4 protein-coding genes are annotated in these 4,686 nt (G+C 70.1%); 3 read left to right on the forward strand and 1 reads right to left on the reverse strand.

Going from position 1 to position 4,686, the window contains the following annotated elements:
• Positions 1-410, reverse strand: a 410-nt coding sequence (locus ABDW21_RS15930; RefSeq protein WP_343710729.1) for a hemophore, incomplete at its 3' end; no start/stop codon positions are given.
• Positions 411-717: 307 nt separating this feature from the next.
• On the opposite strand from ABDW21_RS15930, the gene ABDW21_RS15935 reads away from it, so the two are divergent.
• The 3 genes from ABDW21_RS15935 to ABDW21_RS15945 form a co-directional block, all read left to right on the forward strand.
• Positions 718-3,597, forward strand: a complete 2,880-nt coding sequence (locus ABDW21_RS15935; protein WP_343710730.1) for an MMPL family transporter — start codon at positions 718-720, stop codon at positions 3,595-3,597.
• Positions 3,594-4,133, forward strand: a complete 540-nt coding sequence (locus ABDW21_RS15940; protein WP_343603088.1) for an XRE family transcriptional regulator — start codon at positions 3,594-3,596, stop codon at positions 4,131-4,133. The genes ABDW21_RS15935 and ABDW21_RS15940 overlap by 4 nt, the downstream gene beginning before the upstream one ends.
• Positions 4,133-4,686: CoA-binding protein (locus tag ABDW21_RS15945; RefSeq protein WP_343710731.1), on the forward strand; the 554-nt coding region annotated here is incomplete at its 3' end. The genes ABDW21_RS15940 and ABDW21_RS15945, both read left to right, overlap by 1 nt.

Consider the following 4,686-nt stretch of genomic DNA (forward strand, 5'->3'; position numbering starts at 1 on the left):
TGCCCCTGTGCGGCCTGCAGGAGGCGGAGCGTCTGCGGCAACGAGATTGGCACCCCGCACTTGGCTGACAGCCCGGTGAGCGGGGCGGTGATGGCCTGCAGGTCGCCGGCCACCTTCGGGTTGGCGTCGAAATACGCTCTCAGCGCGGCGACGGACTGGGGTCCGGTCGACTGCTGCGACGTCGCGACGAGCGCCTCGTTGATGTCGGGGTTCGCGTCGAGGTAGTCACTCGTCGACGTGGCGACGGAGCCCACCGTCGCGGCGATCTCACTGGGCGCACACGGGTCGGGCGCGGCGGCCACCGGCGGCACAAGCATCGCCGCGGCGGCGGCACCGCCCAGCGCGGAGGCGGCCAGCACGCCGAGGAGCCGGCGCCGCGGCGGCGCGGCTTCGCCAGAAGTGGCAACCATCGGTAGCTCCTCACGGTCGGTGTGCGCGGCCCGCGGCCTTGCGTCGGTCGGCATCGACGGAACCCGGGGACCCTCAGCGGCCATGCTGCCATCTGGCGCGGTGCCGCCGCCAATTCGCACGACGAGGGCCTGCTCGCAGCGAGGGCGCCGCCGTTTCCGAGTCGTTGCAGCTCAGAGACCGGCAAGCCAGCTCGCTGCGGTAGGCTCACCTGGCACGACCCGTGGCGACCGCCAGCGCGGCGAATCCGGGCGCAGCGGGTCGCCACCCGGCAAGCCCTACAGCGGGGAGACCAACATACAGCAGTTCATGATCCGCCTCTCGGCTTACCTGCGCAGATTCCGCTGGCTGGTTTTCGCGGGTTGGGTGCTCGCGTTGGCACCGGCGATCTATCTGACGATCACGGCGTCGGGTCACCTCACCGGCGGCGGCTTCGAAGTGGCGGGATCGCAGTCACTGTATGTCCACGACCAGCTCGAGGGACACTACCCCGACCAGGAGGCGTCGTCGCTGGCGCTGGTGGCGGCGCCGCGCGCGGACGCCAACTTCGCCGACATGACCGCTGCGGTCACGTTGCTCACGCAGGCAGCCGACGAGGTGCCCGACGTTGCGATGGTGCCCGACCCGCGACAGCCGGCCCCGCAACCGGACCGGCCCTACGTGGTGTCGCTGCGGCTGACGTCGAACAACGACAGCACCAGCGACGCCGCCAAGAAGCTGCGCACCAAGATCGGTGTCCGCGGCGATCAGCCCGGGCGCATCGACAACGGCCGGGTCCGGCTGTACGTCATCGGCCAGGGGGCGCTGAGCACAGCCGCGGCGGCCAACAGCAAGCACGACATCGCCGCTGCTGAACGGTGGAATCTGCCGATAATCGTGATCGTCTTGCTGGCGGTGTTCGGCTCGCTGGCCGCCGCCGCGATCCCGCTGACGCTCGGCATCTGCACCGTCGCCATCACGATGGGCCTGGTCTATCTGCTGTCGGCCTACACCGCGATGTCGGTCTTCGTCACCTCGACGGTGTCGATGTTCGGTATCGCTTTGGCGGTCGACTATTCGCTGTTCATCCTGATGCGTTTCCGCGAGGAACTGCGGGCCGGGCGTCAACCGCAGGACGCCGTCGACGCGGCGATGGGGACGTCGGGGCTGGCGGTGGTGCTGTCGGGGATGACGGTCATCGCCTCACTGACCGGGATCTACCTGATCGCCACGCCGGCATTGACGTCGATGGCCACCGGCGCGATCCTGGCGGTCGCGGTGGCGATGCTGACCTCGACCACCCTGACCCCGGCGGTGCTGGCCACGTTCGGCCGCGCGGCCGCGAAGCGATCCGCGGTGCTGCATTGGTCGCGCCGACCCGAGACCACCCAGTCGCGGTTCTGGGCCCGCTGGGTGGGGTGGGTGATGCGGCGGCCTTGGGCGTCGGCGCTGGCGGCGGTGGCTGTGCTGCTCGCCATGGCGGTGCCGGCGCTGTCGATGGTGCTGGGTAACAGCCTGCTGCGGCAGTTCGACTCCACGCACGAGATCCGCTCCGGGGTGGCGGCGGCCGCCGAGGCACTGGGTCCGGGTGCGCTGGGCCCGGTGCAGGTGCTGCTGACCTTTCCCGGCGCCGACGCGTCCGCGCCGCAGAACAGCCAGACGCTGGGCGCCGTTCGCGCCGAGATGGGCCGGGCCCCCGACGTCGTCTCGGTGGCGCAGCCGGTGTTCGCCGACGACGACAGCAGCGCCATGCTGTCGGCGGTGCTGTCGGTGGATCCCGAGGATCTGCGCGCCCGCCACACCGTCGACTGGATGCGGGCCCAGCTGCCCACGGTCGCCGGTGCCGCCCGGGTGGACGTCGGCGGCCCGACGGCGCTGATCAAGGACTTCGACGACCGGGTGTCGGCCACCGAACCGCTGGTGCTGGTTTTCGTCGCGCTGATCGCCTTCGTGATGCTGCTGATCTCGATTCAGTCGGTGTTCCTGGCGTTCAAAGGCGTGCTGATGACGGTGCTGTCGGTGGCAGCCGCCTACGGCAGCTTGGTGATGGTGTTCCAGTGGGGATGGCTGGAGAAGCTGGGGTTGGCGCCGATCACGTCGATCGACAGCACCGTGCCGCCGCTGGTGCTGGCGATGACGTTCGGTTTGTCGATGGACTACGAGATCTTCCTGCTGACCCGCATCCGGGAACGGTTCCTGCACACCGGGCACACCCACGACGCCGTCGCCTACGGCGTGAGCACCAGCGCGCGGACCATCACCAGCGCGGCGTTGATCATGATCGCCGTGTTCATCGGGTTCGCGTTCGCCGGCATGCCGCTGGTGGCTGAGATCGGGGTGGCGTGCGCGGTCGCGATCGCGGTGGACGCGACCGTGGTGCGACTGGTGATGGTGCCGGCGCTGATGGCGATGTTCGCCCAGTGGAACTGGTGGCTGCCCGGCTGGCTGCACCGCATCCTGCCGCCGGTCGACTTCGAAAAGCCGCTGCCCCTCGTCGACCTCGGCACCGTGGTAATCATCCCCGACGACATCGCGGTGCCGGTGGTGCCCGGCGCCGACCTGAGGGTGGCGCTCAAGTCGGCGGCCACGCTCAAGCGTCTCGTCCCTGACGCGATCTGCGTGGCCGATCCGCTCGCCTTCACCGGTTGCGGGCGCACCGGTGGCAACGGGGCCGCTGCCCCGGCCGGCAACGGGCACGTGACGGCCAGGAAGGTCAGCGGCTCGCCGAACCGCAACGGAGTGCGGCCGGTGCACCCGGTCACGGTGTGGCGCGGCCGCCTGGCCGTCGCGCTGGATGCGCTGCAGGCCGCAGCCGACCCGGCGGTCGAGCGGAGAAGCCCGGTGGAAACCACCTACGTGCAGTTGCCGACCGGCGACCGGCTGCAAATCCCGACCGGCGCCGAAACCCTTCGCCTCAAGAGCTATCTGATCATGTGCCGGAACAGCAGCCGCGACTATGCCGAGTTTGCTGACCTGGTCGACACGATGGACCCCGAAACCGCCGCCGCGGCCCTGGACGCGATGGACAGCTACTACTGTGGTCGAACGCCCAGGCGGCACTGGATCACCTCGCAGCTGGTGCGCCGGCTCGCCGATCCCTGTCCGTCCGATGCCGACGACGGCCACCCGCCGGATGACGAGGCAAACTGGGAGGAGGTCAGGCGGCGCTGCCTGTCGGTGGCGGTGGCGATGCTGGAGGAGGCGAGGTGACGTTGGTAGCGGAACCGCGCCCCGGGTCGGCGCCCGAACCGCCCGCCGTCGACCGTCGTCCGCAACCGGCGCCGCAGCGGCCGGCCGCTCCGCGCTACGCCGACCAGCCGGTGGAGTTCTGGCCCACGGCGGCCATCGGCGCGGCCATGGAGAGCGGCGACATCGCGCTGTGGAAGCAGATCGCCGCCGCGATCAAACGCGACCCGTACGGACGGACCGCCCGCCAGGTCGAGGAGGTCCTGGCGAAGTCGCAACCCTACGGCATCTCCAAGGCGCTCGCGGAGGTGCTGGAGCGCGCCCGCACCCATCTGGAGGCCAACGAGCGGGCCGAGGTGGCACGCCACGTGCGGCTGCTGCTGGAGCGGTCCGGGTTGGGGCCGCAGGAATTCGCGTCCCGAATCGGCGTGCCGACCGAGGAGATTGCCGGCTATCTCGACGGCACGGTCAGCCCGTCGGCGGCGCTGATCATTCGGATGCGCAGGCTCTCCGACCGGTTCGCCAGCGCGAGGTCGTCGCGGCGCCCGGGCGGCGGTTGATGATCGGCCGGCCCGACGACACGGCGTTGCGGAGCATCCTGCGGCAGACCCGCAGTATCGCGGTGGTCGGGACGTCGGCCAATCCCAGCCGGCCCAGCTACGAGATCTACTCCTATCTGATATCGACGGACCAGTACCGCGTGTTCGCCGTCAACCCCACGATCACGGACATCGACGGCACACCCGTGTATTCGAGCCTCGCCGACCTACCCGTGAGCCCTGACCTGGTCAACGTGTTCCGGCGGCTGGACGAGGTGCCGTCGGTGCTGGCCGACGTGCTCGCGTTGCCGCAACGCCCCACGACGCTATGGCTGCAGCAGGGCCTGTGGCATGAGCAGGTGGGCGGCGCCGCGGCGGCTGCGGGGATGCAGGTGGTGGTGACATCTCTGATGGCTGAAGCCAGCAGCTTCATGACCTTCACTCAGCCTCAGATTCTTCTCTGCGGTGCGTCTCCCGACGCCGCACGACGGGCCAGTCCGACCCTGATGAGGACGGTAGCAGTGGGCAACGACAAGATCCGCCGCCACGCGGCGGAAGTCCCGATTCCCCCGAC

The organism is Mycobacterium sp. (assembly GCF_039583805.1).
Lineage (GTDB): Bacteria > Actinomycetota > Actinomycetes > Mycobacteriales > Mycobacteriaceae > Mycobacterium.

Bases quoted from the DNA above. Each gene is read 5' to 3' on its own strand.
- ABDW21_RS15935 (WP_343710730.1), top strand. From the start codon at position 718: ATGATCCGCCTCTCGGCTTACCTGCGCAGATTCCGCTGGCTGGTTTTC.